The sequence below is a fragment of the Microbacterium sp. NIBRBAC000506063 genome, from assembly GCF_017968845.1.
Taxonomy (GTDB): Bacteria; Actinomycetota; Actinomycetes; order Actinomycetales; family Microbacteriaceae; genus Microbacterium.
The window spans coordinates 1,458,563-1,485,542 of the sequence record NZ_CP072876.1 but is presented as its reverse complement, the minus strand read 5'-3'; the positions used below and the strand labels follow the sequence as shown (position 1 = coordinate 1,485,542).

Here is a 26,980-nt window from a genome sequence, read left to right as displayed (position 1 = left end):
TTCACACCGCCCGTTCCACGCGACGGGTGAACAGTCCCGTCGGTTTGACCATCAGAATCACGACCAGGATCAAGAACACGGAGATGTGGGCGTAGTCCGCACCGACATACCGCGTGGTCAGTGCCTCGACGAGGCCGACGATGAGCCCGCCGACCAGGGTGCCCCACATCGACCCGAAACCGCCGATCGCCAGCACCACGAAGCCCTTCAGCGCCAGCGAGGCGCCCAGGGTTGCGACCGCATAGGTCTTGGGGCCGACGAAGACGCCCAGGAAACCGGCGAGCACACCGGTGAAGACGAAGGCCATGAGCGCGAATCGGCGGACGTTCACACCACGCAGCTGCGCGGCCTCGCGGTTCTCGCTCATGCCGAGGAGCGCAATGCCTGTCATGCTGCGCTTGGCGTACTGGGTGAGTCCGACAACGATGAGGACGACGGCGATCACCAGGGCGAGTTCGACCGGGTAGAGACGTCCGCCGAAGATCTCCAGCACATGGTCACCCATGAAGAAGGGCACCCGACGCGGCTCGCCTCCCAGATGACCATCGCGACGCCCTCCATGATGATCGACGCACCGAGCGTCGTCACCAGCAGGTTGTGCGGGTCCTTCACGGGGCGGATGGCGATCCGCTCCTCGACTGCGGCGATGGCGCCGACGACGACGGCGGCGATGATCGCGACGATGTACCAAGGCAGACCCCACACCACGATGCCGACGTAGGCCATGAAGGCACCCAGCATCATGAGCGCAGCCTGCGCGAAGTTGAACGTCTTCTGGGACAGGAAGACGATGTTGTAGCCGATCGCCACCAGCGCGTAGACCGCGCCGAGGGCCAGACCGGACCAGATGATGGTCATGCGGTTCGGGTTCCTTCCATCACAGAGACGGTGGGTATGGCGGCGGCTCGAATCGGAGTTCGATCCGAGCCGCCGTCATGCCTGGGTGATCAGTCGATCAGCGTTCAGGGCTGGAACTGACCGTTCACGAGCTTGCCGGGCGAGATGAACGCGAACTCCTCCGGGGTGACATGGGGTCCATGCTGCTCCTCCGTGAAACCGTACCTGCTGAGAATGACCGTCCCGCGGATTCCTGGACCGCCGGGTCCCGGAGTGCGGCGACCAGCGCGTTCGGGTCGTCGATCGCGCCTGCGGACTCTGCAGCGGCCTTCAGCAGGAACATCGAGTCGTAGTTGTACGCCAGGATCAGGGACGAGCGGATGTCGCCGGCGGCCACCATGCGCTCGACCGCGTCGTTCACCGCGGTGGCGTCGGGGTCGAACTGCGTGCTGGAGAAGACCTGCATCGTCAGATTCTTGACCTGGTCGGTACCGAGGACTCCGGCGGGCGCCTCGGTCGCGATCAGACCGGTGGCGGAGACCGAGGTGTTGCCCATGATCGGGACGTCCCACCCCAGCTTCTCCAGGCTCTGCAGAACGTAGCCGAGCGGAGCGCCATAGGCGTCGAGGATGAGCACATCCGGATCGCCGACCTGGAGGGCGGACAGCTGCGCGGTCATGTCCAGTGCAGCGTTGTCGAAGCCCTGCATCCCCGTGACGTTGTAGCCGGCCTCTTCGTACAGGGCCTTGGACTGCGCGCCGAACAGCTCACCGTAGGCCGACGATCCGTGCAGGATCGCGATGTCCTGATAGCCACGGCTCTCCACCTCGGCGAGGAAGGATCCCAGGTAGTCGGGAACCGTGGCACTGAGGTCGAAGGTGAACGGGCTGACCGAAGGGTCGCTCGATCCAGCGGTCGGACCGATGTTGAAGTTGATGATTTCGTTCTGCGTCAGGATGGGGATCGTCGCCTCGGCGATCGTCGAGGGGCCGGAGTTCATGACGAGGGCAGGCTTTCCCTCGGTGGCGATGTACTCGCGAAGCTTGGTGACGGCCACCGTCGGGTCGGCGTTGTCTTCCAGGTGGGTGATCTGGACCTCACGGCCGAGGATCCCGCCCATGTCGTTGATGGCGTCGACGGATGCCAGGGCTGCCGTGACCGAGGTCGAGGCGTTGTCGGCGAGGATGCCGGCTGCCCCGAGTCCGCCGAGAACGACGACCTGAATGGGCTCGTCGACCTCGCCCGGCTCCTCGCCGGCTCCGTTCCCCGTGCCGTTGCCGCCGCCGGCGCAGCCGGCGAGCACCAAGGCAGCGGCGGCGGCGACGGCCGCAGCGGCTGTGATCTTCTTAAAACGCATGTAACTGCCTTTCTCGTCTTTGAGTGCTTAGCGACCAAACGCTTGCTTAGTAAAACACATTCCCGGGGCGCAATCAACAGCCAAGCGAACAATTGCTTGGTTGTTGCAAAGGTGTTAGATTCCGGCCATGGACCAGCGAGAATCCTCCCCGCGGCAACGCTCTCCGACGTGGACGGCGTCGCCGTGGTCACCGGCGGCTCCGGAGGCATCGGATCCGCCATAGTGCGGCGACTCGCCGGCGATGGCGTGCGCACGATCCTCACCTATCGTTCCGCGGCTCCGAGCGCGCTCCTGGACGAGCTCGGCGATCGCGTCGTGGCGTTCCCGCTGGATGTGCGCGACGCCGCCGGGGCGCGCTCGCTGGCCGAGGCCATCCTCGAGCGCCACGGCGCTGTGCACACCGTCGTGCACGCCGCAGGCCCACATGTACCGATGGTGCACTTGTCGAAGGTGAGCGTCGAGCAGTTCGCCCAGCAGCTCGACGACGACCTCGTCGGCTTCTTCGCGATCGCCCAGGCGTTCCTGCCGGCGCTGCGCGCCTCCTCCGGCTCGCTCACCGCCGTGACGTCGGCGGCCACTCGTCGTTACCCGGTGCGCGACGGGCTGTCGGCGGCGCCGAAGGGCGGCGTCGAGGCACTCGCCCGAGGGCTGGCCGCCGAGGAGGGCCGCTTCGGCATCCGGGTCAACTGCGTGGGCCCGGGCATGTTGTGGGACGGCATGTCCGCCCGGCTGATGGCCTCCGGCGATCTGGACGAGCGCGCCCTCGAGGTGGCCCGCACGAACATTCCACTGCGCCGCTTCGGCACCGCCGAGGACATCGCCGCCGCAGTGGCGTTCCTCGCCTCGCCCAGGCCGGCTTCATCAGCGGGCAGAAACTCGACGTCGACGGGGGCTTCGGCGTCTGACCCGTCGACACGGCGAAGATTCAGCGCTCGCCCTCGAGGCGATCGATGAGCCAATCGATGCGCGCCGCCTCGTCGCGATAGAAGCGCTCCGACCATTCCAGCGCGACCCCGGAGAAGCGCCACGCAGCCTCGCGGGCCGCCGCCTGCGCGTGCGCCGCTGCGGCATCCGCCCGCTCCTCGGCGACCTGCCGATAGGCGAGCAGCTCGCCCCGCAGGCGACCCATGTCTCCATTGTGCGCCGCCCACACGCGCAGGATGTGGGAGTGCTTGAGCACGACCGGGTCCGGCTCCAACTCGTCGGCCCACGCCTGGATCGCCTCCCGCCCGAGGGGGTGATCTCATACACTCGCCGCGACTTCGCCGCGTGCGTCTGCTCGATGAGCGAGGTCGCCAGACCCAAGGACTCCAGGCGACGCAGCTCGCCGTAGATCTGACTCTGCGACGGCGCCCAATAGAAGAACGCCAGGCTCTGGTCGGCCCATCGCTTCACGTCGTAGCCCGAAAGCGCGGAGTCGAAGGACAGGATGCCGAGCACGGCCCAGGTCGTCGCGGGCAGATCAGCGACGGCACCGATCGCATCATCGGCAGCAGACACTTGACACCTCCGTGAGTTGTGAGATATTCCTAATCATACTATTCCTATTAGTCATATACGAACGATCAAGGAGGATCGCAGATGGACGAGACGCAGCGCATGCTCGAGTTGCTCAACGCCTCCTTCCCCGACATCACCAGCATGGCCCGCCCGAGGCCCGAGCCCTCGTCGATGCGCGCGTGCGCCCTGTCGACAACCTCGACGACGTGCGTGATGCCGTCGACACGGCCGCACCCGCGGGCGACCATCGCGTGCCGCTGCGCGTCTACACGCCGCACGAGCCCCGCCGGGGCGCACCGGCCGTCGTCTTCGCCCACGGCGGCGGCTTCCTCCACGGCTCGATCGCCAGCCATGACGGCTTCTGCCGGCGCTGGGCGAAGGGAACCGGCTCCACTGTGATCTCGGTCGGGTACCGGCTCGCCCCGGAGCATCGCCCCCCGACCGCGCTCGAGGACATCATCATCGCTGTGCGCTGGGCTCAGCAGGAGGGCATCGCCGAGCACGGCCTCGTCGTCGCCGGCGACAGCTCAGGCGGCAACCTCGCCGCCGGCGCCGCCCTGGCCCTGCGCGACGAGGGCGACTCGCCCCTGATCGGTCAGGTCCTGCTCTACCCCTTCCTCGACCCGGCGATGACGTCGGACAGCTACCGCACGCGCGCGACGGGGTACTTCGTGACGGCCGAGCTCCTCGGCTACTACTGGCGCACCTACCTCGGCGACGATCCGGCGGCATGGGCATCGGATGCCGCGATCTCACCCCTGGCCGCATCCGACCTCTCCGGGCTTCCGCCCGCGATCGTGGTGACGGCAGGTCTCGATCCGCTCAGCGACGAGGGCATCGCCTACGCGTCCCGGCTGCGCCAAGCCGGCATCGCCGTCGTCGATCGGCGCTACCCCGACCAGTTCCACGGGTTCCTGACCATCCCCAGCTACGGCCCGGCCACCAGCGCCTCCGAGGTGCTGTGGGCCGACATCCGAACGCTCTTCTCCCCGACAAGGACAACGCATGACTCTCCCCGAACACGACCTCGTCGTCGTCGGCGCCGGTTTCGCCGGGCTGTACACCACCATCCACGCCGAACGCCGCGGTCTGCGCGTGCTCGGCCTCGAAGCCGGCTCCGAGGTGGGCGGCACCTGGTATTGGAACCGCTACCCGGGGGCGCGCTGCGATGTCGAGAGCATCGACTACTCCTACTCCTTCGACGATGAGCTGCAGCGCGAGTGGCGCTGGAGCGAGCGCTACGCGACACAGCCGGAGATCCTCCGCTATCTGAATCACGTCGCCGACCGCTTCGACGCCCGTCGCCACTACCGCTTCGACGAGCGCGTCGCCTCGGCCGACTGGGACGAGCGGAGTCACCTGTGGAAGGTGCGCACCGAGAGCGGCTTCACCACGACTGCCCGCTGGCTCGTCATGGCCACCGGATGCCTCTCCCGCCCGATCCTGCCGGACATCCCCGGCCGCGACTCCTTCACCGGTGAGGTGCTGCAGACCTCGGCGTGGCCGGACGGGCAGATCGACTTCACCGGCAGACGGGTGGCCGTGATCGGCACGGGATCCTCGGGCGTGCAGGCGATCCCGATCATCGCCGATACGGCATCCGAGGTCACGGTGTACCAGCGCAGTGCGAACTACAGCGTGCCCGCATTCAACCGAGTGCTCGACGACGAGGAGTGGCTGCGCCAGCAGGAGGATCTGACCCATCGCCGGGAGCTGTCGTGGAACGGCGCCGCCGGCTCTCCGTGGACGAGCCACCCCGTCCCGTACGCGGAGGCGTCGGATGCCGAGCGCGAGGAGGTCTTCGAGGAGAGCTGGACCCGCGGCGGCGTGCTCTTCGCCAAGGCGTTCCAGGGACTGACGGTGGATCACGAGATCAACGAGGCGGCCCGGACATTCTTCGAGCGCAAGCTCGCGGAGCGGGTGAACGACCCACAGGTGCGAGCCGACCTGACCCCGACCGATCACGCGGTGGGCACCAAGCGCATCTGCACGGACACCCACTACTACGAGACCTTCAACCTCCCGCATGTCGAGCTGGTCAACCTGCGGCGCGACCCGATCGTCGAGGTGACCGGGTCCGGCATACGCACGGAGAGCGGCCTGCGAGAGCACGATGTGATCGTCTATGCGACGGGGTTCGACGCCATGACCGGGGCACTGACAGCGATCGACATCCGCGGCCGCGACGGCCGCTCGATCCGCGAGGAATGGCGCGGGTTCCCGCAGACCTATCTCGGCGTGGCCTTGCCGGGGTTCCCGAACCTGCTCGTGCTGAACGGCCCAGGCACTCCCAGCGTGCTCTCCAACATGGCGCTGACCTCCGAGCAGCAGGGCGCATACGCGCTGCGGCTCATCGATCACTGCTCCGCCGAGCAGCTGACCTCGGCGGAGGCGCGTCAGGATGCCGCCGAGGCGTGGACGCAGCACGGGCTCGACCTGGCCGACGCCACCCTCTTCGGCGATGCGCCGTCGTGGTACACGGGGGCGAACATCGAGGGGAAGGCGCGCGGATTCCTGCCCTACATCGGCGGTTTCCGCGCCTATATCGACCGGGCCGATGCCGTCGCCGAGGAGGGGTACCGCGGTTTCGTGCTCAGCCGCGCGTGAGGGGCCTGGCGCCGCAGACGAAGCGGAGGTAGAGTGCAAAGCAAGCACTTGCTTGTTAGGAGACATCGATGTCCTCGATCGCCCTCGGGTTCGCCCCCGGAGACAACCTGCTGATCACCGGAGCCGGCAGCGGCATCGGCCGGGCAACCGCGCTGCGTGCGGCCGAGCTCGGCCTCGGCACGAGCCTGTGGGACCTCAACTCCGACGGGCTCGAGGAGACCGCGGCATCCGTCCGCGAGGTCGGTCACCCCGTGCACACGTGGGTCGGAGACGTGTCGGATGCCGCACTCGTCACCGAGGGCCTCTCGAACGCCCGCGCGCAGCTGGGCACGATCCGATATCTCCACAACAACGCCGGCCCCGCCTCCAGCAGCGAGATCCCCTTCGATCGCGCGCTCGAGCTGTGCGTGGGCACGGTGCGGCTGATGACCGACACCTGGGCGGCATCCGGCCCCGGGCCTGGCGCGGCCATGGTCGCGACGGCATCCGTCGCGGGGAACGTCATCGGCACGGCCAGCGACTGGTACTCGGCATCGAAGGCCGCGATCACCGGCTATGTGCGCCACCTCGCCGCCTACCGCTCGGAGGAGTTCCGCTCCAATGCCGTCGCACCCGGGATGACGGACACCCCGCGCCTTGCGGGCTTCGCCTCCAGCCCCATGGGGCAGCGCGTGCTCGAACGCATCCCGCTCAGGCGCATGGGCACGCCCGACGACATCGCCTATGCCACCCTGTTCCTGCTCTCGCCCCTTGCGAGCTACATCAACGGCGTCTTCCTCCCGGTCGACGGCGGGTGGACGGTGACGCAGTGATCGAGACCGACGCCCCGGTGCTGCTCTCGCACACGATCCGCCTCGGCTACGCCGACACGGACCCGGCCGGCATCCTCTACTACGCGGCCTGGTTTCCGATGATGGAACGACTCACCTCGGAGTTCTTCTACCTGCAGGGACTGCGACAGGACACGCTCGCCGAGCGCTTCGGCTGGTGGACGGTCTCCCGCTCGACCACCTGCGAGTACCTCGCGGCCGCGCGCCTGTTCGACCAGATCCGCGTCGAACTGCGGATCGGGCGCATCGGCGACTCCTCCTTCCAGTTCGCCTTCCGCATGGTCCGCACCGACGACGACGTTCTCGTCGCACGCTCCTCCAATACCCTCGTGACCGTCTCACCCGATCAGAGCCGGATCGAGATTCCCGCCGATCTGCGCGCGCTGCTGACCGCCTGGGCGACGGAGGGGACGTGAGCGACGACCTGCGCCGGGTGCGCGACGAACTCGAGATCGGGCGCCTGCTCGCCCGCATCGCCCACCTCGCCGACGACGGCGACCCGGAGGACTACATAACCTGCTTCACCCCGGACGCCGTCTGGGACCTCGCAGACGCGAGCGACCTGCCCTTGGACGTCCAGCGCATCCAGGGGCACGAGGCCCTTCTGGCCGGTGTCCTGGAAAGGCGTGCCGCGAGGGTGCAGGGTCCGGGCTCCCATACGCGCCACGACATCTCGACGAGCGTCGTGGAGATCGACGGCGACGCGGCGAGCGCGCGCACCTACTTCCGCTACTACCGCGACACCGACGGCATCCCCGCGCTCGTGGCGATCGGATGCTACGACGACCGTCTCCTGCGCACCGCCGAAGGCTGGCGGCTGCACCATCGGCGTATCAGCCGGAACTGAGCGCCCGCGCGATCAGCACGGCGCCGCTGTCTGCCTGGGCGGCACGCAGGTGCAGCTCGGTCTGGTGAAGGGCCGAATGCAGCGCGAAGGCTTGCAGCCCCTCCCAGCCGAGGGTCCAGGTCAGGCGGCGCGCGTACTCCCAGACGGGCGCATCGCCCAGTTCAGGCGCGAGCGCGGCGACTTCGGACAACCGGCGCAGGTGGTGCGCCGCGATTCGGCGGCGGCGCTGGCCCAGACCCCGGAAACGGCGACGGTGGCCCGGCAGCACCTCGAAGTCGTCATAGGGTGCCAGGCGGTCGAGGGATGCCACGAGCTCAGCGACCGGCTCACTGCCGGGGAGCATGCCGAGTCCCAACCCGAGTAGATCTCCGGCAGCACGTGGTCGCCGGTGAAGATGACGCCCGCAGCGGTGTCGACCAGGCAGATGTGCCCGCTGGTATGTCCCGGCGTCTCGACGACGGTGAGTGCGCGATCGCCGAGAGTGAGCGTCTCACCGTCGTGCACGGTGCGATCGGGCCGGGTCGGCGCGGACGGGATGGAGTCCGCATGGCTCTCGATGAGCCCATCGCGGCGCTCGGCGGGGACGCCCCATCCGTCCAGGCGCGCCTGATAGCCGTCGGCATCACGGAGGTCGGGGGCTGCGACCCTCACGAGCACGGCATGCTCGGTCGCGGACATCACCAGGTGCGCACCGCTCTCCCGACGCACGTGGTCGGCGAGTCCGAGGTGATCGGGGTGGTGGTGGGTGACGACGACCGTGCGGACCTCGTTCAGGGAGCGAGGGATCTGTTCGAGCATCCGGGCGAGGCGGGCCTCGTTGGCATCCGACTCCCAGCCCGGATCGATGAGATGGACGCCGTCATCGGCGACGATCGCGTAGCCGAGTGTCGTGCTGAGCGGGCCGTAGGGGATGGGCATGGGCAGGCACCACAGGCCCGGGCGGATCTCTTCGGGATCGACGTCTGCGCTCATCTTCTCACCCTAGCAATCGCTTGTTCATTTGAGCGGAAATCGCTAGGTTGAGAACGGATACCCATATCTTCCGGACGGATGCCTTGTCCCGCTCAGATCACAGTGACGCCCATCAGCGGCTCGTCGTCGCCGTGCTCGCCTTCTGCGGCATCGTCGGCTCCATCCAGTTCACGCTCATCGTGCCCGTGCTGCCCAGGTCCCAGTGCTGCTGGACACCACAGCAGGCGACGCCACCTGGCTGGTGACCGTCACGCTTCTGGTGGCGACGATCGGAACGCCGGTCATGGCGCGCTTGGCCGACATGCACGGGCGCCGGAAGCTGCTCCTCATCGCCATGGCTCTGCTCGTCTCCGGATCGGTGATCGCCGCCGTGACGGACTCCTTCGCCCTGATCCTCGCCGGACGCGCCTTGCAGGGCTTCGCCTCCTCCGCCCTGCCGATCGGGATCGGGCTCCTCAGCGGACTCGTCAGCCCCATCCGCACCCGCCTCGGCGTCGCATTGATGAGCGGCACCGTCGCTCTCGGATCGGGACTCGGGCTCACGATCGCCGGCCCCTGGTGGCGTGGGGAGGGCTGCCGACGATCTTCTGGGCGTCCGCGATCGCGGGCATGGCCCTCGTCGTGCTCCTCGTGCTCTTCGTCGATGAGGCGGCCGTGCGCGACCCGGGTCGCTTCGACGTCGTGGGCACGATCCTTCTCACCGTCGGACTCTCCCTGATCCTCCTCGTGATCTCTCGCATGGCCACGTGGGGCCTCACGCTCGCCACGGTCGGTGTCGCGCTCTCGGGCGGACTGGCTCTCGTGCTGTGGTGGCCCTGGGAGCGCAGGCATCCGTCGCCCGTCATCGATGTGACGGTCTCGATGCGCTCGCCTGTGGCGCAGATCAACATCGCGTCGTTCTTCGCGACCTTCGGCATGTATGCCAACCACCTGATCACGATGCAGGAGGCGCTTGCCGATCCCGAGACCGCCTACGGCCTGGGGCTGAGCCTGTCGACAGCCGGGCTCATGCTCGTGCCGTCCTCGCTGGCGGGACTGCTGCTGTCGGCGCCGGCGGCACGGCTTATCTCCCGCATCGGCCCGGGCGCACGCTCTTCCTCGGCACCGCGATCATGGCCGGCGCCTTCGCGTTCCGCCTCTTCTGGCATGGCGACCTCACCCTGGTCCTGATCGGAGCGACGCTCGTCGGTGCGGGGACGGCATTCGCCTTCGCCGCCATGCCCTCTCTCATCATCGATGCCGTGGCCCCGCATCAGGTCTCCGCCGCCAACGGCGTCAACTCTCTCGCACGCTCGCTCTCGGGCGCCGTCGCCAGCGCCGCGCTCGCACTCGTGCTCGTGGCACTCCCCGACGTCGAAGGCGGCATCCAGCTGTCCACGATCGGGTTGCAGGTCTGCCTCATCGCCGCCGCGATCGCCGCCGCCTTCGCCGCGTTCCTGGCGACCCGCCTCCCTGCCTCCCCGAAAGGACGCCCTGACCGTGTTCCGACCTCTGACCATCCGCGGCGTCACTCTGTCGAACCGTATCGGCGTCTCGCCGATGTGCATGTACGCGGCGGAAGAAGGCCACGCCGACGGCTTCCATCTCGCCCATCTCGCCCGCTTCGCCCTCGGTGGCGCCGGCCTGGTGATCGCAGAGGCGACGGCCGTCGAACCTCGCGGACGGATCTCCCCCTGGGACACCGGGCTATGGGCGGGCACCCACGTGGACGCATGGCGGCCGATCACCGCGGTGATCGCCGCGCAGGGGCGGTGCCCGGGATCCAACTGAGTCACGCGGGGCGGCGCGCTTCGGTGCGAGAGCCGTGGCGAGCAGGGGCGCCTTTGGACCAGAGCGACGCGGATGCCGGACACCACCCCTGGCCGGTCATCGGACCCTCAGCCCTGCCGGCCGGGCCCGGCTTCCCGGTTCCCGAGGAGTTGGACCTCGCCGGGATCCGATCCACCGTCGCCCGGTGGGCAGATGCCGCACGCCGGGCGATCGATGCGGGCTTCCGCTATATCGAGCTGCACGGCGCGCACGGGTATCTTCTGCATTCCTTCCTCTCCCCGATTTCGAATCGCCGCGAGGACGAATACGGTGGCGATGCCGTGCGACGGATGCGGTACCCGCTCGAGGTCGTCGCAGCGGTGCGGGATGCGATCGGAGCGGACATCCCCTCGCCTATCGTGTCTCCTCGGTGGACGGCATCGAGGGCGGCCTCATGATCGAGGACACCGTTGCCTTCGCCCGTGCGCTTGCGGCATCGGGTGTGGACGTCGTTGATACCTCTTCGGGCGGCGTGTCGACGGACCGCTCATCGGACACCCGAGTGCGGCGAGGATTCGCCTTCCATGCGGACTTCTCGCGGCGCATCCGCGCGGAGGCGGATGCGCTCACCGCCACGGTCGGCCTCGTCGTCGATCCCATCCAGGCTTCGCGCCTGATCGAGGAGGGCGACGCCGACCTGGTCCTGCTCGGGCGCGAGATGCTCGACGATCCGAACTGGGCCCATCACGCCCGGATCGCGCTGGGCGATGAGACGTACGAGACCTGGAACGTGCGCTTCGGCAGCGCTCTCGGTCCGCGAGCACGGACGCTGGCGCGCCTGGCCGAGGAGGGCGAGACGCCGCTCAATCGGTTCGCGGATTGAGTCCACCGGGCGCGAGGAGGTTCCGGGCGACGGCGCTGCCGTCGAGCAGGCGGTTCAGCCGCCGATTCACCTTCCATCCCTGCGCGGTGCGGACGAGCTCCCAGCGGTTGGCGCTGACGCGTGCCGGCTCCCAGCCGCGGTCGGTGCCGGCGAGGACAGCCGAGTGGGTGATGGCGACGGCCGCGTCGCCGCCGAGCACGATCGTCGGCGCCGAGATGATGTGTGCGCAGCCGCGACGCATGAGATCGCGATGCGTCTCCAGATCGACGAGCGAGTGGATGCCCTCGGCATCGAGGACCGTGTCGTCGAAGCCGTACTCTCCGTCATCCGACCAGAGCGCCCTCACGGCATCCGCGTCGCCACGGTCGACTGCCGGACCGTACTGCGCGATGAGCTCAGCGATCGCCGCACGGTCCTCGAGCGCTCGCAGCCGCTCTTCCACGGGCAGACTCACCAGTCCTGCCAAGGGATGATCGTCGAGACCGGAGCCGAGAGGATCCGCGTTCCGGCGGGGTCGCCGACGATTCCGTTCTCGATGCGGTCGATCTCCGGTGCGACCGCGACAGGATCCTGCTCGAGGTAGAGGAGCCGGATGCGAATGCTCCCCTTCGCCGCGGGACGGGATTCGAAGGGCAGCGAGGTGTGCTGCTGCGGATGGCTGAACGAGAAGGTCCAGGCGCCGGCGACACCCTCGAGTTCGAGGAGCGCCGGGATCACCTCGCGATCCTCGAGGCGGTGCGCGTCGTGCGTGGTCTCGGCATGCGGCTCGTCGAACTCGGTGACCGAGATGTGCAGTCCGCGATTCGGCCGGTACGGCAGAACCTCGGGCGAGACGAGGGCGCGCGGTGCGGCGTACCCCTTCACGGGCGTGAAGAAAGCGAGCATGGGGCGCTGGATGCCCGGCAGCAGCGGCCCGCGTCCCCATTGGAACGAGGCCTCGCCGAGTGCGTCCCATGCGGCCACCGACTCGGCGACGGGTTCCCGGAACCAGTACATCGCGACGTAATCGATGAGGTCGACGTCACGACCGGACGCCACAGGGCGGTTCTCCGAGCGCAGCTCCCAGCGGTCGCCCCACGCCACCCGGGCAACGCCAGGTTCTCCGGCCGGTGGTCGAGCTGATGCCAGCGGTTGTAGGCGCCGCGCTGCGCGGGGTCTTCGAGGCGGACGAACGAGAAGAAGGCGAGTGGCGCGAACATTCTCTTACTCAAGCGCTTGTTTGGTTGAGAGTCAAGCGCGGAACACCGATCGCTCACCGCATCCGATGCACGATCTGCTCCCTCGTGCAGGCCTCACGCCCGCAGTGGACTGCTATCGGCTGCTGACGGTGCCGAAGAGGCGGGCGATGGGGCCAGGACGAGGGGCGGGCGGCGATCCAGGCCGCGGCAATCACGACCAGGGAGGCTGCGAAGAGCCAGAACCCGGTCCAGTTGTCGGCGTACTGGATCCCGTCGACACTGCCCTGCGCGGCGTACATGTGGTTCAGGTTCCGCAGCGCGCCGGTGGCGAAGACCAGGGCGACGTGGATGAAGATGAACACCACGAAGTACAGCATCACCGGGAAGTGCACCGCCCGGGCCCACTCGATCGGATAGATGCGGTTGAGGGCCTTGGCATTCTTGGGCCACATCCCGCTCATCCGATACCCGGTGACCGCGGCCAGGGGCGCGGCGATGAAGATCGTGGTGAAGTACGCGATCTGCTGCAGCGAGTTGTAATTGACCCAGCCGTTCTCGGTCGGCCAGTCCAGCGACACGTACTGCAGGGCAGCCGAGAGCGCGTTGGGGAAGACCTCCCAGCTGGTGGGGATCACCCGCATCCACTGCCCGGTCACGAACAGCAGCACCACGAAGACGACCCCGTTGATCAGCCACAGCACATCCAGCGACTGATGGAACCAGATCGTCAGGCTGACCTTGCCCTTCGGATCCCGCCGCGGCGTCCAGAACGCGCTCGGACGCTTCTCCGTGCGCACCCGGAGCCCGGAGCGGATGATCAGCACCATCAGGAAGAAGTTGAAGAAGTGCTGCCAACCCAGCCAGCCGGGGAACCCGACCGGGGCACCCTCGGGCAGGTGGTACTCGCCCGGATACGCAGCCAGGAAGTCCGCCATGAACTCCAGCGAGAGGAACCACCGCACCGCGAACACCGCCATCGCCGCAGCGAACAGCAGCCCGAGACCCCCGACGATCACCGCACCTGCCCACTGCGCCCTGGTGAACGGCCCCACCCGCTCGGGCTCGGGCTTCGGCTGCGGAGGGGTGAAGGCGTACTTGCCGGGGATGACCCCCGGGGTGAACGGCAACGGCTCCCTGGGGCGGCGGGCTCCGCAACCGCGACAGCGGCGGATGCCGGTGCAGCGGTCTCCGCGGAGGTCACCACGAGCTCTGCGGCAGCTTCCGCTGCCGGTTCGGCGACCTCGGCGGCCGGGGCGGCCTCGATCACGCGCCGGGCGACGGCGCCGGCCGGCGGCCACGGCTCCCCACCCGGGGTGCGCGGCAGACCGCGGCGCAGGGCAGGGCCCTCCTCGACGGCGACGGGTGCCGTCGGAACCGCGGCATCGGCAACAACCGTCGTCGGTCCCGTACTGCGTTTCGTCTCGCCTTCGGCTCGCTCAACGACCGGAGAGGAGTCAGAGATCACGGGCGCGACAACAGCGGCAACCGGGGCTGCGCCGGCCGGCGGCCAGGGCTCCCCGCCCGGGGTGCGCGGAAGGCCGCGACGCAGTGTCACGGGAGCAGAGCCCGAAGCAGGAGCGGGCCCTGAGCTCGTCGAAGGGCCCGCGGGAGCCGGGGCAGGAGAGGCTGCAGCGGATGCGGCTGCTACGGCATCCTCACTGCGTTTCGTCTCGGTCGCTTCGCGTCCTCGCGGGGCGAGGGGAGACGGCTCGGCGGTCACAGGCGCGGCGGCCGGGGGTGCCCGTCGGTGCCGCGGCATCGGGTGCCGCGACCGGGGCGTCGGCCGTCGGCGGCCAGGGGTCGCCGCCCGGTGTGCGCGGCAGACCCTGCCGCAACGCGCTGCCGTAGGTCGCCATGCCGCTACGCCTTCTTGAGTTCGAGGGCCTTGATCAGCTGCGGGACGACCTGGAACACGTCTCCGACGACACCGAAGTCGGCGATGTCGAAGATCGGCGCTTCCTCGTCCTTGTTGATCGCGACGATCGTCTTGGCCGTCTGCATCCCGGCCCGGTGCTGGATCGCCCCGGAGATGCCCAACGCGACGTACAGCTGCGGCGAGACGGAGACACCGGTCTGCCCCACCTGCGCGGAATGGGCGATGTAGCCGGCATCCACGGCCGCGCGCGAGGCGCCCACCGCGGCGCCCAGCGCGTCGGCGAGCTCCTCCACCAGCGCGAATTTCTCCGCAGAGCCCAGACCCCGGCCGCCCGAGACGACCTTCGCCGCACCCTTCAGCTCCGGACGCGAAGACTCCACCACCGCCTCCTCGACGGCGGCGATCGTCGCCGCCTTGCGACCGGATGCCATCACTTCGAGTTGCTCGACGACCGGCGTCTGCGCCGCGGCGCGCGCATCGATCGCGCCCTCACGGACGGTGATCACCGGCGCACCCCACGTCACCGCAGAGTCCACGTTGTACGCACCGCCGTAGACCGAGTGATGCGCCACGATGCCCTGACCGTCGCGCGATACGCCCACAGCATCCACCGCGACACCCGCGCGCGTGCGCGCCGCGAAACGAGCCGCGACATCCCGGCCCTCCACCGAGTTCGACACCAGAACCGCATCCGGCTTCACGAGTTCAGCCGCCGCGGTAAGAGCATCCGCAGCAGGAACGGTCAGAGCAGACGTGTCGTCGGGCGAGTGCACCAGCACCGTCGCGGCGCCGAGATCCGCGGCATCCGTCGCCAGCTCTGCGTTCTCTGTCACCAGGAGCGCCACCGGCGTGCCCACACCCGCCGCCGCGCCCAGCAGGCCCGCCGACGACCTCGCCAGCTCACCCGACGGGGTCACATCCAGCAGGACGAGGATCGAATCGTGCGCGAAATCAGTCATGTCTTTGCCCCTCACACCAGCCGGTTCGCCACAAGGAACTCCGCCAGCTTCTCGCCCGCGTCGCCCTCATCCGTGATCTTCACGCCCGCCTCCCGCGGCGGCTTCTCCGAGATGCCGATCACGATCGACCGCGACGCGGAATGATCCTCCGGATCGATGCCCAGATCGGCCAACGACACCGTCTCGAACGGCTTCTTCTTCGCCGCCATGATGCCCTTGAAGTTCGGGAAACGCGCATCCGGCAACGCCTCCGTGATCGACACCACCGCCGGAAGCGGCGCCGTCACCTGCAACGTCGCACCATCCGACGCCCGCGTGCCGCTGACGGCATCCGATCCGATCTCCACCGCGGAGAGGTTCGTCAACGCCGGCACATCCAGAAGCTCCGCGACCATCGAGGCGATCATGCCGCCCGAACCATCCGTGGACTGGTTGCCCGCGATCACCAGATCGGGCTCGACACGCCTGATCGCCGCCGCCAGCACCTCGGCCGTCAACCCCAGATCCGCACCGAGCAGACCCTCATCGGCGACCTGAAGAGCAGACCCGGCGCCCATCGCCAGACCCTTCCGGATCGTCGCAGCGGCACCTTCGGAACCCGCCGACACGACGACGATCTCGGTGTCCGGGTTCGCGTCGGCGTGCTTCAGAGCAACCTCCAGCGAACGCTCGCCGATCTCGTCCAGGACCTTCTCGCTCGCCTCACGATCCGCGAGCCCGGTCTCCAGATTCAGCTTCCGGTCCCCATAGGTGTCCGGGACTTCCTTCACCAGCACGACGATCTTCATCGATAACTCCTCACGCCTGCGGCGATTCTATCGATCTTGGTCTTCTGTACCCAATCGCGAGCGTTGGCTCCGACTTTCCCTGACTTTTTCGCCACAATGTATACATTGGGTGGCAGTTTCACAGAAGTCGATCTCCTCGAGCCTCGAGTGCATGCATTCGGCGCTACCGTTGCCCTATGCCCCGCCCCATCCCCTGCCGATCGATCCGCTCGCCGAGGCGAAGCGGCAGTGGCTCGCGCACGGGTGGTCGGATGCCGCCGACGGCATGGCCGTGGTGATCTCCGTGATGCGCGCGCAGCAGCTTCTGCTTGCCCGCGTCGACGCGGCCCTCAAACCCTTCTCGCTGACCTTCGCGCGATACGAGCTGCTGCGCCTGCTCGCCTTCAGCCGCGCAGGGACGCTGCCGCTGTCGAGTGTGGTGGCGCGTCTGCAGGTGCACCCGACGAGCGTCACCAACACCGCCGACCGGCTCGTGCGCGACGGTCTCATCCTGCGCGAGGCGCACCCCCACGACGGACGGGCCGCGATGCTCACGCTCACGGTCGAGGGCCGCGCGCTCGTCGAACGGGCGACCACTGCGCTCAATGACGAGGTGTTCTCCCACCCGGGTCTCGAGCGGTCGGATGCCGCCGATCTGGTCGCGATCGTCGCACGCCTGCGCAAGGAGGCCGGCGACTTCGCCGACCCGAAGCCGCAGCCGGATCCGCTCTGATGCCCGAGTTCACCCTCGAGCGGGTCATCCGGGCGACCCCGCAGAGGTCTATGCCGCCTCCCTCGATCCGCAGCTTCACGTCGCCTCGATGGCGAGGCACGCCGAGCGGATGGTCCACGGGCCGGAGGGAGACACCTTCACCGAAGGCTCGACGGTGACCTGGTCGGCACGGCACTTCGGCATCCGGTTCCGACTCACCTCGGTCGTGTTCGACCTGGATCCGCCTCACCGCTTCTGCGATCGTCAGCTGCGCGGGCCGTTCGGCGCGTTCTTCCACGAACACGTCTTCCGACCGCTCCCGGAGGGGACGCTCATGCGCGACACCATCGTCTTCCGCTCTCCCCTCGGCCCGCTCGGCCGCCTCGTCGATCGACTGTTCCTGCTCAGGTACATGCGCCGCCTCATCACCGAGCGCAACGAGACGCTGACCCGCGAGCTGGAGGGCTGACACCCGCTCAGCGGTGCCGGAAGTCGGGTGCCCGCTTCTCGCGGAACGCCGCCATCCCCTCCTTCTGGTCCTCCGTGTCGAAGAGCGCGGCGAAGGCCTGCTTCTCGTGGGCGAGGCCGTCGGCCAGCGTCGTCTCCATCGCGGCATCGAGCGCCGCCTTGGCCGCGTACACGGAAGGGAGCGACTTCGAGGCGATCGTCTCGGCGAGCTTCTCCGCTTCGGAGAGGAGGTCGGATGCCGCGACCACCCGTGACGCGAGCCCGACCCGCTCGGCCTCCTCGGCGCCGATCAGCCGTCCGCTGAGGATCAGCTCGGCGGCCTTGTAGTAGCCGACCGCCCGGATGAGACGCTGCGTGCCGCCCATCCCCGGGATGACGCCGAGGTTGATCTCGGGCTGGCCGAACTTCGCGGTGTCGGCGGCGAGGATGATGTCGCACATCATCGCCAGTTCGCACCCGCCGCCGAGGGCGTAGCCTGCGACGGCGGCGATGACCGGGGTGCGGACGGCGGCGAAGTCGTCCCAGGCGCCGAAGTGGTCGACCTCGAGCATCTGCCCGGACGTCATCTCCTCCATCTCCTTGATGTCGGCGCCGGCGGCGAAGGCCTTCTCGGAGCCCGTCACGACGATCGCGCCCACGCCTTCGTCCGCGTCGAAGGCCTGCGCGGCGGCGGTCACATCGCGCGACACCTGCCCGTTGAGGGCGTTGAGTGCGTGGGGCCGGTTCAGGGTGATCCACCCCACGCGTCCGCGCTGCTCGACCAGGATCGTCTCGTACTCGGTCATCGGTGCTCCTTTGCGTGTCAGCGATTCGGTCGTTGAGCGAGCCGAAGGCGAGACGAAACGCCTTGGCATGTGTGCGGAGACAGTTTAGCCAGGGACTTGTCGCGCCCTACGGGCGCGCGTTTGCCGTGCGTTTCGTCTACGCCCTTCCGGGCTCCGCTCAACGACCGGGGTGGAAGTGGAATCCCGGATGTCGGTGATGATGCCGGAGAAGTCCCGACCGGCGCCCTCGCCCGCGGCGAAGGCGGCGTAGATCTCCTGCGCGAGGCGGCCCATACGGGCGTCCGTCCCCGTTCCCTCGATCGCCTGCAGGGCGAGCCCGAGGTCCTTCGCCATGAGCGCGCCGGCGAAGCCGGGCTGGTAGTCGCGGTTCGCCGGACTCGTCGGCACGGGCCCCGGCACCGGGCAGTTCGTCGTGAGGGCCCAGCACTGCCCGGAGGCGTTCGCGGCGACGTCGTAGAGCGCCTCGTGCGTGAGACCGAGCCGCTCGCCGAGCACGAAGGCCTCGCCGACGACGATCTGCGAGACGGCGAGGATCATGTTGTTGCAGACCTTCGCCGCCTGCCCGAGACCCGGCCCGCCGCAGTGCACGATGCGCCGGCCCATGGCCTCCAGCAGTGGCAGCGCGGCGGCGAAGTCCTCCTCCGAGCCGCCGACCATGAAGGCGAGCGTCGCGTTCTCGGCACCCACGACGCCACCCGAGACGGGGGCGTCGACGTTCCGGTGCCCGCGGCGATCGCGAGCTCGTGCGCCTGGCGCGCCTCGTCGACGGCGATCGTCGAGGAATCGATGAAGAGGGTGCCGACGGATGCCGCGGCGAGCAGCTCGCCGCGATAGGCGTCGATCACGTGGCGGCCGCTGGGGAACATCGTGATGACGACCTCGGCGCCGGTGACGGCATCCGATCCCGACGCGGCGACCGGGATTCCGGCATCCGACGCCGCCTCGATCGCGGCCGGGACCACGTCGAATCCGGTGACCTCGTGCCCGGCGGCCGCGAGGTTCTTCGCCATCGGCAGGCCCATGTGGCCGAGGCCGAGGAAGGCGATCTTCATCGCCCGGTCCCTGTGCTTCGACCAGGCTCAGCAACCGATGTCGAAGGGTGCAGGACGGCGCGTCCGACGATCATCTGCATGACCTCATTGGTCCCTTCCAGGATCTGGTGGACGCGCAGGTCTCGCACGACTTTCTCGATCCCGTAGTCCTGAAGGTAGCCGTAGCCGCCGTGGAGCTGAAGGGCGTCATTGGCGACCGTGAAGCCGGCGTCCGTCGCGAAGCGCTTGGCGATCGCCGAGCGCACGGCCGCGTCATCCGCCTTCGCATCGACCGCCTCCGCGCCCTCGCGCACGAGCGCCCGCGCCGCGCGCAGCTGCGTCTCCATGTCGGCGATGCGGAAGACGATGCTCTGCTTCTCGGCGAGCGGCTCGCCGAAGGTGAAGCGCTCGTGCACGTACTGCACCGCACGGTCCAGGGCCCACTGGGCGCCGCCCAGCGAGCAGGCGGCGATGTTCAGCCGCCCGCCGTTGAGCGCCGACATCGCGATCTTGAAGCCGCCGCCGAGGGTGCCGAGCAGGTTCTCGGCCGGCACGCGCACCTCGTCGAGGATGACCTGACGGGTGGGCTGGGCGTGCCAGCCCATCTTCTTCTCGGGGGCGCCGAAGCTCAGGCCATCGCGCCCGTTCTCGACGAGGAAGGCGGAGATGCCGCGGGCACCAGGCTCGCCCGTGCGGGCCATCACGACGTAGACCGCGGCTTCGCCCGCGCCGGAGATGAACTGCTTCACTCCAGTGAGCACGTACTCGTCACCGTCGGATATCCCGCTCGTGGCGATGGCCGCGGCATCCGATCCCGCTCCCGGCTCGGTCAGGCAGTAGGCGCCGAAGCCGTCCATCGCGATGAGCTCGGGGAGCCACCGCTCGCGCTGGGTCTCGGTGCCGTAGGCATCGATCATGCCGACGACCATGTTGTGGATCGAGATGTAGGCGGCCACCGCGGGATCGCCGTAGGCGAGGGCCTCGAAGATCGCGACGGCGTCGACTCGCGAGAGGCCGGTGCCGCCGTGCTCGTCGGGGATGCAGATGCCGCCGAGGCCCAGCTCGCCGGCTCGCTGCAGGCTCTCGCGCGGGAAGATGTGCTTCTCGTCGCGTTCGAGCGCGAAGGGGGCGAGCTCGTTCGCGGTGAAGTCGCGGACGGCGTCGAGGATCGCCTCGCGCTCCTCGGCGCTGGTGGTGGTGATGAGGGTCATGGGTGCTCCTTGGGGCCTTTTGGGCTAGTGCATGGTGGGGATCACGAAGCTGGCGCCCTCGCGAGTGTCGTGCGAGGGCCAGCGGCTCGTGACGGTCTTGGTCTTGGTGTAGAAGCGGAAGGCGTCGGGGCCGTGCTGGTTGAGGTCGCCGAAGCCGGACCTCTTCCAGCCGCCGAAGGTGAAGTAGGCGATCGGCACGGGGATCGGCACGTTCACACCGACCATGCCGACGTTGACCCGGTCTGTGAAGTCGCGGGCGGCGTCGCCGTCGCGCGTGAAGATCGAGACGCCGTTGCCGAACTCGTGGTCGCTGGCCATGCGCAGGGCCTCTTCGTAGTCGGCGGCGCGGGCGATCACGAGCACCGGGCCGAAGATCTCCTCGCGGTAGATCGTCATGTCGGTCGTGACGTGGTCGAAGAGGGTCGCGCCGAGGTAGAAGCCGTCCGGATGCTGGTCGAGGACGAATCCGCGGCCGTCGGCGAGGAGCGTCGCCCCTCGTCCACGCCCTTCTGGATGTAGCCCTCGACGCGCTCCACGGCGGCGCGGGTCACGAGCGGGCCGAAGTCGGCATCCGGGTCCAGAGGATGACCCACCCGCAGCGCCCCCACCCGCTCGGCGAGCTTCGCGGCGAGCGCGTCGCCGGTCTCCTCCCCGACCGGGACGGCGACCGAGATGGCCATGCAGCGCTCGCCCGCGGAGCCGTAGCCGGCGCCGATGAGCGCATCGGCGACCTGGTCGAGGTCGGCATCCGGCATGACGACCATGTGGTTCTTGGCACCGCCGAAGCACTGCGCGCGCTTGCCGCGGGCGGTCGCGGTCTCGTAGATGTACTCGGCGATCGGCGTCGAGCCGACGAAGCCGACGGCCTTGATGCGGTCGTCGTGCAGGATCGCGTCGACGGCCTCCTTGTCGCCGTGGACGACGTTGAAGACGCCGGCCGGCAGGCCCGCCTCGAGGAAGAGCTCGGCCAGGCGCACCGGCACGGAGGGGTCGCGCTCGCTGGGCTTGAGCACGAAGGCATTGCCGGAGGCGATCGCGGGGCCGGCCTTCCACAGCGGGATCATCGCGGGGAAGTTGAACGGCGTGATGCCCGCCACGACTCCCAGGGGCTGACGCATCGAGTAGACGTCGATGCCGGCGCCGGCGCCGTTCGAGTACTCGCCCTTGAGCAGATGCGGGGCGCCGAGGGCGAACTCGATCACCTCGAGACCGCGCTGGATGTCGCCCTTGGCGTCGTCGAAGGTCTTGCCGTGCTCGCGGGAGAGGAGCTCGGCGAGTGAGTCGATCTCGCGGTGCACCAGGTCCAGGAAGCGCATGAGCACGCGGGCGCGCTTCTGCGGGTTGGTCGCGGCCCACCCCGGCTGCGCGGCCTCGGCGGCATCGATGACGCGCCGGACCTCGTCGGCCGTGGCGAGCGGCACGCGCGCCTGCACGGCACCGGTGCTGGGGTCGAAGACATCCGCGAAGCGACCGGAGTCGGGAGTGAGAGGCGATCCGCTGACGAAGTGCGGGATGGTACGAGTCATTTTGTGACGTCCCTTCGTGCCATCGTTGGCACAAAGTCATTTTACATGGACATCCTAGTAATTGCGAGGGGATCCATGTGAGATCGGATGCCGCATCCGACGCACAGCGTTCCGGCCGCGTTCACCTCCCGCTCACCTTCGCCGTCTACAAACGGGAGTGCGCGAGGCGAGCAAGACTCCGACCGGAATGGGGCAGTCCCTCAGCTTCCCGCGTCGCGGCTTCTCTGTGCCGCCCAGAACCCCGCCGAATCGGGTCGGCGGGGGTTCCTCTTCCTTGCGACGTTCCGGTCAGACCAGCGCCGGCGCCGGCTCGGTCTGACCGGCCAGCGCCATCCACGTCTCCACGACCGTGTCCGGGTTCAGCGACATCGACTCGATGCCCTGCGCGAGCAGCCAGGCGGCGAGGTCGGGGTGGTCGGAGGGCCCTGCCCGCAGATGCCGACGTACTTGCCCCGGCGCTGGCATGCCTCGATCGCCATGGCGAGCATCTTCCGCACCGCGGGGTCGCGCTCGTCGAAGGTCTCGGCCACGAGTGCCGAGTCGCGGTCGAGCCCGAGAGTGAGCTGGGTCATGTCGTTGGAGCCGATGGAGAAGCCGTCGAAGTGGTCGAGGAACTCGTCCGCCAGCAGAGCGTTGGAGGGCACCTCGCACATCATCACGACCTCCAGTCCGTTCTCCCCGCGGCGCAGACCGTTCTCGGCGAGGATCTCGATGACGGCGGCGCCCTCGGCGACGGTGCGGACGAAGGGATCATGACCTTCACATTCGTCAGCCCCATCTCGTCGCGGACGAAGCGGATCGCCTCGCACTCCATGTCGAAGCATTCGCGGAAGTCGGCCGAGACGTACCGGGATGCCCCGCGGTATCCGATCATCGGGTTCTCCTCGTGCGGTTCGTAGCGCTCCCCGCCGAGCAGGTTCGCGTACTCGTTCGACTTGAAGTCGCTCATCCGCACGATCACCGGCTCCGGCGCGAAGGCCGCCGCCAGCATCGAGACGCCCTCCGCGAGGCGCTGCACGAAGTAGTCGCTGGGCGAGGCGTACGCGGCGATCCGCTCGGAGATCTGCGCTCTCAGGTCGTCCGGAAGCGTGTCCAGCTCCAGCAGCGCCTTCGGGTGGATGCCGATCTGCCGGTTGATGAGGAACTCCAGCCGTGCGAGCCCCACGCCCCGGTGCGGCAGGCGCGAGAAGGAGAACGCCTGGTCGGGCGTGCCGACGTTCATCATGATCTTGACGGGGATCTCCGGCATCCGATCCAGAGCCGTCTCCTCCTCGGAGAACTCCAGCAGACCCTCGTAGACGAATCCGTCGTCACCCTCGGCGCAGGAGACCGTGACCTCGCGCCCGTCCTCAAGGACATCGGTCGCGTCTCCCGTACCGACGACCGCGGGGATGCCGAGCTCGCGGGCGATGATCGCCGCGTGGCAGGTGCGCCCGCCGCGGTTGGTGACGATGGCCGAGGCCTTCTTCATGATCGGCTCCCAGTCGGGGTCGGTCATGTCGGCCACGAGCACGTCGCCCGCACGGAAGTCGGCCATCCCGTCGAGGTCGCGCAGCACGCTGACCGCCCCGGAACCGATCTTCTGCCCGATCGCTCGGCCGGTCGCGAGCACCTCGCTGCGGCCGGAGAGCACGAAGCGGCGCATGACGTTGGCGTCCGAGCGCGAGACGACGGTCTCGGGCCTGGCCTGCAGGATGTAGAGCTTCCCGTCGATGCCGTCGCGCGCCCATTCGATGTCCATGGGGCGGCCGTAGTGCTCCTCGATCGTCATCGCGTGGCGGGCGAGCTCGAGGACCTCGTCGTCGCTGAGGCTGAGGAGCCGGCGCTGCTCGACTGCGACATCCTCGAAGACGGTCGTGCCGCCCACGATCGCGCTGTCCGCGTACCGCATGGCGATGGCCTTCTCTCCCACCGTGCGCTTGAGGATCGCCGGACGCGAGGCCGCCAGCGCCGGCTTGTACACGTAGAACTCATCGGGGTTGACCGCGCCCTGCACGACGCCCTCGCCCAGGCCGTAGGCGCTCGTGATGAAGACGGCGTCCTCGAATCCCGACTCGGTGTCGACAGTGAACATCACCCCGCTCGCGCCGATGTCGGACCGCACCATCCGCTGCACCCCGCGGAGAGGGCGACGTCGTGGTGGTCGAAGCCGTTGTGCACCCGGTAGGCGATCGCCCGGTCGTTGTACAGCGAGGAGAAGACGCGGCGGATCGCATCCAGGATGTTCTCGATCCCGGAGATATTGAGGAAGGTCTCCTGCTGCCCTGCGAAGGACGCGTCCGGCAGGTCCTCCGCCGTCGCCGAGGAGCGCACCGCCCACGACACGGTCTCGGGGTCGGGGTCGTTCTCGACGAGACGGGCGTAGGCGGAGCGGATGTCGGCTTCGATGTCCGCGGGCAGAGGGTGCTGTTCGATCCACGCCCGGATCTCCGCTCCCACCCGGGTGAGCTGTGCGACATCGTCAACGTCGATCGCCGAGGCGGCCGCACGGATCCGCTCGTCGAGCCCCTCGGCCTCCAGGAACGCCCGATACGCATCCGCCGTCGTGGCGAAGCCTCGCGGGACGAGAACGCCGGCACCGGCGAGATTCGAGACCATCTCGCCCAGCGAGGCGTTCTTGCCGCCCACCTGAGCGAGATCTGCCATTCCGACCTCTTCGAACCAAAGGATGTTGCCCATCGTGGAGCCTTTCTCTGTGATCACGCGCGCAGCTTCATGGTCTGCATGATGACCGCCGACATCTCCTCGACGCTTTTCGTCGCGGAGTTCAGGAACGGGACGCCGCTCCTGCGGTACAGGGACTCCGCGCGACGCAGCTCGAGCGTGCACTGCTCGAGACTGGCGTAGCGCGAACTCGGTCGCCGCTCGTGGCGCACCTGACTGAGGCGCAACGGCGTGCTCGTCAGGCCGAAGCAGCGCCGGGCGTATCTCGCGATCGCGCGCGGCAGCCCGTCGGCGGGGAAGTCGTCATCGGTGAGCGGGTAGTTGGCCACCAGGAGCCCGTACTGCATCGCCAGGTACATCGTCGTGGGCGTCTTGCCGCACCGCGAAGGGGCGACGATGACGACATCCGCCTTGTCGAGCGCGCGTGAGCTCTGCCCGTCGTCGTGCTCGATCGCGAACTCGATCGCCCGCATGCGGTCGAAGTAGCGCTCGGTGTCGGTGACCCCGTGGTACTGACCGAGCTGCTCGGACGCCGTCGTGCCCAGCGCCTCCTCGAGCTCGGTGAGATGGCCGGCGAGCAGGTCGATGGTGACGGCGTTCGCCGAAGCCAGGATGTCGCGCAGAGGCGCCTGCTTGACCGTCGTGAAGACGAGCGGCGCCAGACCCGCCGCCGCATCACGGTCGATGTCGCCGACGACGGCCCGCGCCCCCTCCGGGGTGTCGACGAAGGGGATCGTATGACGACGGAAGCGGATGCCGGGGAAGTTCACCAGAAGCGCGTTGCCGAGCGTCTCGGCGGTGACGCCCGTGCTGTCGGAGACGAAGTAGGCGGCGCGCACACCGGCCGCGTTGATCGCGTCAACGGGTGCGCTCCCCTGCCCGGCAGTCATGGTTTTAGGCTATGGAAGGTAGCGATCCTTCTATGACCAAATCCGGGTGAAGGAATCTTGGTTCTTTACCGATTCGCAAGGCTCCGGGTAGCTACGGCACCGGCTCCCCTCCTCGCGCCGTGCCCTCAGAGGCGTTCGAGGATGAGGGCATTGGCCATGCCTCCGCCCTCGCACATCGTCTGCAGGCCGTAGCGGCCGCCCGTCGCCTCGAGGTGATCGATGAGCGTGCCGAGCAGGCGCGTGCCCGAGGATCCGAGCGCGTGGCCGAGGGCGATGGCGCCGCCGCGGGGATTGAGCTTTGCGGCATCCGCCTCCACCTCGGCGGCCCAGGCCAGCGGCACGGATGCGAACGCCTCGTTCACCTCGTAGGCGTCGATGTCGTCGATGCCCAGACCTGCCCGCTCGAGCACCCGACGGCTCGCGGGGATGGGCCCGGTGAGCATCATCAGCGGATCGTCACCCGCGACGGCGAAGGCCTGGAATCGTGCCCGCGGCGCGAGCCCCAGCGACTCCGCGCGATCGGAGCTCATCAGCAGGGCGGCCGAGGCCCCGTCGGTCAGCGGCGAGGAGTTGCCCGGCGTGATCCGCCAATCCAGGTCCGGGAAGCGTTCGGCGAGCGCGTCGGTGCGGAAGGATGCGGCGAGCCCGCCGAGACGCTCGACGGTGGTGCCCTCGCGCACGGTCTCGTCGGATGCCGCATCCGGAGCCTCCGGGACAGGCACGACCGTGCGATCGAAGAACCCCTCCGCCAGGCTGCGGCGGCCCGCGCGTGCGACTGCGCCGCGTAGGCGTCGAGCGTCTCGCGATCGAAGCCCCACCTCTGGGCGATGAGCTCGGCGCTGACCCCTGGTTCACGAGGCCCTCGGGATAGCGGGCGCGCAGGCGCGGCGACATCGGCGAGCCGCCCGCAGCCGACGCGCCCAGCGGCACGCGGCTCATCGACTCGACGCCGCCCACCACGACGATGTCGTAGTCGCCCGCGGCGATCCCCTGCGCCGCGAAGTGCACGGCCTGCTGGCTCGACCCGCACTGCCGATCGATCGTCGTCGCCGGCACGCTCTCATCGAAACCGGCGGCCAGAACGGCCTGTCGCGCGATGTTCATCGCCTGATCGCCCACCTGGCTGACGCAGCCGAGCAGCACGTCGTCGACCTGGGTCGACTCGAGGCCGGATCGCTCGAGGAGCGTCTGGAGCACCCCGGCGGCGAGGTCGACCGGGTGCACCTCGGACAGCGCTCCTCCGGGCTTGCCCCGGCCGACGGGCGTGCGGACGACATCGACAAGAACGGCTTCGTTGCGCATCTGCCCATTATGCGCCGCGGCCCCGCGCG

At 68.8% G+C, this 26,980-nt stretch carries 23 protein-coding genes and 8 pseudogenes; 13 read left to right on the top strand and 18 right to left on the bottom strand.

Annotation, left to right across the window (positions count from 1 at the left end):
* Nucleotide 1: 1 nt before the first annotated feature.
* The 3 genes from KAE78_RS17600 to KAE78_RS08475 all read right to left on the bottom strand — a co-directional run bounded on the left by KAE78_RS17600 (nt 2) and on the right by KAE78_RS08475 (nt 2,194).
* Nucleotides 2-505, bottom strand: a complete 504-nt coding sequence (locus KAE78_RS17600; RefSeq protein ID WP_262927599.1) for a branched-chain amino acid ABC transporter permease — start codon at nt 503-505, stop codon at nt 2-4.
* Nucleotides 442-858 carry an ABC transporter permease subunit gene (locus KAE78_RS17595; protein ID WP_262927598.1) on the bottom strand — a complete coding sequence of 139 codons (417 nt, stop codon included), beginning with the start codon at nt 856-858 and terminating at the stop codon, nt 442-444. The genes KAE78_RS17600 and KAE78_RS17595 overlap by 64 nt, the downstream gene beginning before the upstream one ends.
* A gap of 124 nt (nt 859-982) precedes the next feature.
* Nucleotides 983-2,194 carry an ABC transporter substrate-binding protein gene (locus KAE78_RS08475; protein WP_223170536.1) on the bottom strand — a complete coding sequence of 404 codons (1,212 nt, stop codon included), beginning with the start codon at nt 2,192-2,194 and terminating at the stop codon, nt 983-985.
* Nucleotides 2,195-2,305: 111 nt separating this feature from the next.
* Between KAE78_RS08475 and KAE78_RS08470 the strand changes: the two genes are divergently transcribed.
* Nucleotides 2,306-3,148: an SDR family NAD(P)-dependent oxidoreductase gene (locus KAE78_RS08470; protein ID WP_223170535.1), complete on the top strand. Its 843-nt coding sequence runs from the start codon at nt 2,306-2,308 to the stop codon at nt 3,146-3,148.
* Here KAE78_RS08470 and KAE78_RS08465 read toward each other — a convergent pair.
* Together KAE78_RS08465 and KAE78_RS19620 are read right to left on the bottom strand one after the other, a co-directional pair.
* Nucleotides 3,120-3,392 (bottom strand): hypothetical protein, encoded by a 273-nt coding sequence (locus tag KAE78_RS08465; RefSeq protein ID WP_223172517.1) that lies wholly within the window; start codon nt 3,390-3,392, stop codon nt 3,120-3,122. The genes KAE78_RS08470 and KAE78_RS08465 overlap by 29 nt on opposite strands.
* 80 nt (nt 3,393-3,472) lie before the next feature.
* Nucleotides 3,473-3,589 (bottom strand): annotated as a pseudogene (locus KAE78_RS19620) (hypothetical protein); the annotation flags it as partial.
* Nucleotides 3,590-3,705: 116 nt separating this feature from the next.
* Between KAE78_RS19620 and KAE78_RS08455 the strand changes: the two are divergent.
* The 5 genes and pseudogenes from KAE78_RS08455 to KAE78_RS08435 all read left to right on the top strand — a co-directional run.
* Nucleotides 3,706-4,551, top strand: a pseudogene (locus KAE78_RS08455) (alpha/beta hydrolase); the annotation flags it as partial.
* Between the two features lie 148 nt (nt 4,552-4,699).
* Nucleotides 4,700-6,301, top strand: coding sequence for a flavin-containing monooxygenase (locus KAE78_RS08450; RefSeq protein ID WP_223170534.1), 1,602 nt, complete (start codon nt 4,700-4,702; stop codon nt 6,299-6,301).
* Between the two features lie 68 nt (nt 6,302-6,369).
* On the top strand, nt 6,370-7,113 hold the full coding sequence (locus KAE78_RS08445) for an SDR family NAD(P)-dependent oxidoreductase (RefSeq protein ID WP_223170533.1): 744 nt from the start codon (nt 6,370-6,372) through the stop codon (nt 7,111-7,113).
* The gene (locus KAE78_RS08440; RefSeq protein WP_223170532.1) at nt 7,095-7,547 is read left to right on the top strand and encodes an acyl-CoA thioesterase; all 453 of its coding nucleotides are present in this window, start codon (nt 7,095-7,097) and stop codon (nt 7,545-7,547) included. Before KAE78_RS08445 ends, KAE78_RS08440 begins: the two co-directional genes overlap by 19 nt.
* Entirely contained in the window at nt 7,544-7,978 is a 435-nt protein-coding gene (locus tag KAE78_RS08435) for a nuclear transport factor 2 family protein (RefSeq protein ID WP_223170531.1), read from the top strand. Before KAE78_RS08440 ends, KAE78_RS08435 begins: the two co-directional genes overlap by 4 nt.
* A 120-nt stretch (nt 7,979-8,098) precedes the next feature.
* Here the strand turns inward: KAE78_RS08435 and KAE78_RS08430 are convergent, their stop codons facing one another.
* Nucleotides 8,099-8,950: an MBL fold metallo-hydrolase gene (locus KAE78_RS08430; RefSeq protein ID WP_223170530.1), complete on the bottom strand. Its 852-nt coding sequence runs from the start codon at nt 8,948-8,950 to the stop codon at nt 8,099-8,101.
* A gap of 83 nt (nt 8,951-9,033) precedes the next feature.
* Here KAE78_RS08430 and KAE78_RS08425 point away from each other — a divergent pair, with 83 nt between their 5' ends.
* The 5 genes and pseudogenes from KAE78_RS08425 to KAE78_RS19610 all read left to right on the top strand — a co-directional run bounded on the left by KAE78_RS08425 (nt 9,034) and on the right by KAE78_RS19610 (nt 11,582).
* On the top strand, nt 9,034-9,195 hold the full coding sequence (locus KAE78_RS08425) for a hypothetical protein (protein ID WP_223170529.1): 162 nt from the start codon (nt 9,034-9,036) through the stop codon (nt 9,193-9,195).
* Nucleotides 9,153-9,668 (top strand): MFS transporter, encoded by a 516-nt coding sequence (locus KAE78_RS08420; protein ID WP_223170528.1) that lies wholly within the window; start codon nt 9,153-9,155, stop codon nt 9,666-9,668. Before KAE78_RS08425 ends, KAE78_RS08420 begins: the two co-directional genes overlap by 43 nt.
* Nucleotides 9,560-10,120, top strand: coding sequence for a hypothetical protein (locus KAE78_RS08415; RefSeq protein ID WP_223170527.1), 561 nt, complete (start codon nt 9,560-9,562; stop codon nt 10,118-10,120). The genes KAE78_RS08420 and KAE78_RS08415 overlap by 109 nt, the downstream gene beginning before the upstream one ends.
* Nucleotides 10,063-10,377 (top strand): annotated as a pseudogene (locus tag KAE78_RS19615) (hypothetical protein); the annotation flags it as partial. The gene KAE78_RS08415 and the pseudogene KAE78_RS19615, both read left to right, overlap by 58 nt.
* A gap of 112 nt (nt 10,378-10,489) precedes the next feature.
* Nucleotides 10,490-11,582: pseudogene (locus tag KAE78_RS19610) on the top strand (hypothetical protein).
* Here KAE78_RS19610 and KAE78_RS08405 read toward each other — a convergent pair.
* The 5 genes from KAE78_RS08405 to KAE78_RS08385 all read right to left on the bottom strand — a co-directional run bounded on the left by KAE78_RS08405 (nt 11,563) and on the right by KAE78_RS08385 (nt 16,383).
* Nucleotides 11,563-12,036 (bottom strand): nuclear transport factor 2 family protein, encoded by a 474-nt coding sequence (locus KAE78_RS08405; RefSeq protein WP_223170526.1) that lies wholly within the window; start codon nt 12,034-12,036, stop codon nt 11,563-11,565. The pseudogene KAE78_RS19610 and the gene KAE78_RS08405 sit on opposite strands and share 20 nt — an antisense overlap.
* Nucleotides 12,033-12,665: a hypothetical protein gene (locus KAE78_RS08400; RefSeq protein ID WP_223170525.1), complete on the bottom strand. Its 633-nt coding sequence runs from the start codon at nt 12,663-12,665 to the stop codon at nt 12,033-12,035. The genes KAE78_RS08405 and KAE78_RS08400 overlap by 4 nt, the downstream gene beginning before the upstream one ends.
* Nucleotides 12,666-12,834: 169 nt before the next feature.
* A complete protein-coding gene (locus tag KAE78_RS08395; protein ID WP_223170524.1) occupies nt 12,835-13,887 on the bottom strand; it encodes a cytochrome b/b6 domain-containing protein in 1,053 nt (350 codons plus the stop codon).
* Nucleotides 13,888-14,620: 733 nt separating this feature from the next.
* Nucleotides 14,621-15,595, bottom strand: a complete 975-nt coding sequence (locus tag KAE78_RS08390) for an electron transfer flavoprotein subunit alpha/FixB family protein (protein ID WP_223170523.1) — start codon at nt 15,593-15,595, stop codon at nt 14,621-14,623.
* An 11-nt stretch (nt 15,596-15,606) separates the two neighbouring features.
* A complete protein-coding gene (locus KAE78_RS08385) occupies nt 15,607-16,383 on the bottom strand; it encodes an electron transfer flavoprotein subunit beta/FixA family protein (RefSeq protein ID WP_223170522.1) in 777 nt (258 codons plus the stop codon).
* Between the two features lie 151 nt (nt 16,384-16,534).
* Here KAE78_RS08385 and KAE78_RS08380 point away from each other — a divergent pair, with 151 nt between their 5' ends.
* Both KAE78_RS08380 and KAE78_RS08375 read left to right on the top strand, forming a co-directional pair.
* Nucleotides 16,535-17,095: a MarR family winged helix-turn-helix transcriptional regulator gene (locus KAE78_RS08380; RefSeq protein WP_223170521.1), complete on the top strand. Its 561-nt coding sequence runs from the start codon at nt 16,535-16,537 to the stop codon at nt 17,093-17,095.
* 88 nt (nt 17,096-17,183) lie between these two features.
* Nucleotides 17,184-17,543 (top strand): SRPBCC family protein, encoded by a 360-nt coding sequence (locus tag KAE78_RS08375; protein WP_262927594.1) that lies wholly within the window; start codon nt 17,184-17,186, stop codon nt 17,541-17,543.
* A gap of 7 nt (nt 17,544-17,550) precedes the next feature.
* On the opposite strand, the gene KAE78_RS08370 is transcribed toward KAE78_RS08375, so the two are convergent.
* The 7 genes and pseudogenes from KAE78_RS08370 to KAE78_RS08340 all read right to left on the bottom strand — a co-directional run bounded on the left by KAE78_RS08370 (nt 17,551) and on the right by KAE78_RS08340 (nt 26,951).
* Nucleotides 17,551-18,327, bottom strand: a complete 777-nt coding sequence (locus tag KAE78_RS08370; protein WP_223170519.1) for an enoyl-CoA hydratase-related protein — start codon at nt 18,325-18,327, stop codon at nt 17,551-17,553.
* An 84-nt stretch (nt 18,328-18,411) separates the two neighbouring features.
* Nucleotides 18,412-19,379, bottom strand: a pseudogene (gene mmsB / locus KAE78_RS08365) (3-hydroxyisobutyrate dehydrogenase).
* Entirely contained in the window at nt 19,376-20,569 is a 1,194-nt protein-coding gene (locus tag KAE78_RS08360; protein WP_223170518.1) for an acyl-CoA dehydrogenase family protein, read from the bottom strand. Before KAE78_RS08360 ends, mmsB begins: the two are co-directional and overlap by 4 nt.
* Nucleotides 20,570-20,593: 24 nt before the next feature.
* A pseudogene (locus tag KAE78_RS08355) lies at nt 20,594-22,095 on the bottom strand (CoA-acylating methylmalonate-semialdehyde dehydrogenase).
* A gap of 288 nt (nt 22,096-22,383) precedes the next feature.
* Nucleotides 22,384-24,774 (bottom strand): annotated as a pseudogene (gene ppsA / locus KAE78_RS08350) (phosphoenolpyruvate synthase).
* Nucleotides 24,775-24,794: 20 nt separating this feature from the next.
* Entirely contained in the window at nt 24,795-25,649 is an 855-nt protein-coding gene (locus KAE78_RS08345) for a pyruvate, water dikinase regulatory protein (RefSeq protein ID WP_223170517.1), read from the bottom strand.
* 125 nt (nt 25,650-25,774) lie between these two features.
* Nucleotides 25,775-26,951, bottom strand: a pseudogene (locus KAE78_RS08340) (thiolase family protein).
* Nucleotides 26,952-26,980: the final 29 nt, after the last annotated feature.

Excerpts from the sequence above, each read along its gene's own strand:
- KAE78_RS17600 (WP_262927599.1), bottom strand. The coding sequence starts at position 505 with ATGGGTGACCATGTGCTGGAGATCTTCGGCGGACGTCTCTACCCGGTC.
- KAE78_RS17595 (WP_262927598.1), bottom strand. The coding sequence starts at position 858 with ATGACCATCATCTGGTCCGGTCTGGCCCTCGGCGCGGTCTACGCGCTG.
- KAE78_RS08475 (WP_223170536.1), bottom strand. The coding sequence starts at position 2,194 with ATGCGTTTTAAGAAGATCACAGCCGCTGCGGCCGTCGCCGCCGCCGCT.
- KAE78_RS08450 (WP_223170534.1), top strand. The coding sequence starts at position 4,700 with ATGACTCTCCCCGAACACGACCTCGTCGTCGTCGGCGCCGGTTTCGCC.
- KAE78_RS08445 (WP_223170533.1), top strand. The coding sequence starts at position 6,370 with ATGTCCTCGATCGCCCTCGGGTTCGCCCCCGGAGACAACCTGCTGATC.
- KAE78_RS08430 (WP_223170530.1), bottom strand. The coding sequence starts at position 8,950 with ATGAGCGCAGACGTCGATCCCGAAGAGATCCGCCCGGGCCTGTGGTGC.
- KAE78_RS08415 (WP_223170527.1), top strand. The coding sequence starts at position 9,560 with ATGGCCCTCGTCGTGCTCCTCGTGCTCTTCGTCGATGAGGCGGCCGTG.
- KAE78_RS08390 (WP_223170523.1), bottom strand. The coding sequence starts at position 15,595 with ATGACTGATTTCGCGCACGATTCGATCCTCGTCCTGCTGGATGTGACC.
- KAE78_RS08385 (WP_223170522.1), bottom strand. The coding sequence starts at position 16,383 with ATGAAGATCGTCGTGCTGGTGAAGGAAGTCCCGGACACCTATGGGGAC.
- KAE78_RS08380 (WP_223170521.1), top strand. The coding sequence starts at position 16,535 with ATGCATTCGGCGCTACCGTTGCCCTATGCCCCGCCCCATCCCCTGCCG.
- KAE78_RS08375 (WP_262927594.1), top strand. The coding sequence starts at position 17,184 with ATGGCGAGGCACGCCGAGCGGATGGTCCACGGGCCGGAGGGAGACACC.
- KAE78_RS08370 (WP_223170519.1), bottom strand. The coding sequence starts at position 18,327 with ATGACCGAGTACGAGACGATCCTGGTCGAGCAGCGCGGACGCGTGGGG.
- KAE78_RS08360 (WP_223170518.1), bottom strand. The coding sequence starts at position 20,569 with ATGACCCTCATCACCACCACCAGCGCCGAGGAGCGCGAGGCGATCCTC.
- KAE78_RS08345 (WP_223170517.1), bottom strand. The coding sequence starts at position 25,649 with ATGACTGCCGGGCAGGGGAGCGCACCCGTTGACGCGATCAACGCGGCC.